The 1,445-nt window shown below is 52.9% G+C and carries 1 protein-coding gene and 1 pseudogene; both read left to right on the plus strand.

Annotated features, from left to right (window positions below):
* Positions 1 to 195, plus strand: a pseudogene (locus EXE42_RS19655) (DNA polymerase I); the annotation flags it as partial.
* An 828-nt stretch (positions 196 to 1,023) separates the two neighbouring features.
* Positions 1,024 to 1,445: AAA family ATPase (locus EXE42_RS20335; protein WP_158293730.1), on the plus strand; the 422-nt coding region annotated here is incomplete at its 3' end.

The raw sequence follows: 1,445 nt of genomic DNA on the forward strand, positions 1-1,445 counted from the left end.
AAAACATCGCGAGAACGGGTCGCGTTGGCTCACGAAGAGATTGAGTCGTACGATGCGTCCTATTACGAGACACAACTCGTCAGAGCTGTCGAGAGTGTGCTGTCACCGCTTGGCTGGGACCGGACGGAGATTCAGCGAGAACTCGTGGAGACGCGGGTGCCAGAGTTGATGGCGTTCGCCACAAGGAACAGTTAACCAACACGGGAGCCATCTAGCATGGATTTGTTGGTTAATACTTAGTCAATGCCTTGGGACAGGGGAGACACAGCATCATGGGTTCCATCCCGTCAGTACACGGCACCAAGGAAGACTGTCGTATCAATCAGTACACGCGAGATCTACGGACGGACAGGCCGAGTGTCTTGGGGCTGGATCTGATAGCAGAAGACCAGACGAGGGAACGTCTTCACCTCACCAGACGGCAAGACGGACATCTTTCGACGAGCCCGACACGATGAGACACACACCCCTCTATCGATGTGTTCCAACTGAGTAGGCGAAACGAGGGAGAAACTCGATTCTCTGCTACAAACCTCGCTGTCGGCAAAGAACATCGACAGCGTCTCTCTATCCCTGGATTATCGTATTCAAGCCCGATGTATTTGTGTCGGGTTTCTAGGGACTTATTGTCGCTGGCCGAAACACATCGAACACATCGATAGAGGGGTGTGTGTGTTTGTGTTATTAGAAGAAGAGAAGAGAAGAGAAGAACCGACTCGAAATGAGTGGCTATGAGATGACGAGGACATTCCTTCTCTGTTCTAAACCGGTACGAGGACTGTATCGACCAGTTAGCTCAAATAAGATCCCGTCACACCCCACCCCGTGAAGACTTCGAACACATCGATAGAGGGGTGTGTGTCTTCGACCGGGGACTGCGAAACACATCGTCATCGGCTACGGCCAATTAACCCATTCTCTCGGGAATTATGCGGTTAACCGGGTATTACAGGTTTCAAACGGCTAATCACACTTCGATAGAGGTGGGGAACCTTTTTCATACAGGCGTGTATCAATTGGCCTATGGGTACTGACGACTCCGATGATCCCGCAGAGAATCCGGGACCGTCGGAGGACGAGGTGACGGCTCAGGCTGAGCTGTCGAGTGCGTCGCAGCCGGAGTCATCGCGACAGGCGTCATCGTCTCATGTCACTAACGGTGACTCACAGCCCGACGAAGGGGCAGATTCCGAGGGGCCATCACAGTCAATCGAGGATATGCTCCTCGAGTTCGACGATCAGGAGGGGCTAATTCGGGACCGAGAGCTACTCGATCCGAATTACGTTGTTGAAGAAGATCGCATCGTGGGCCGTGATGAGCAGCTCCAAGAAGTCACCAAGATGCTTCGGGTTGCCCTCGGCGATAACCGACCGCCAAACCTGTTCCTCTACGGCCCGTCTGGAACTGGGAAATCGCTAATTACGAAGGCAGTTTGTCATAATAT

Source organism: Halorubrum sp. SP3 (assembly GCF_005435195.1).
Lineage (GTDB): Archaea > Halobacteriota > Halobacteria > Halobacteriales > Haloferacaceae > Halorubrum > Halorubrum sodomense.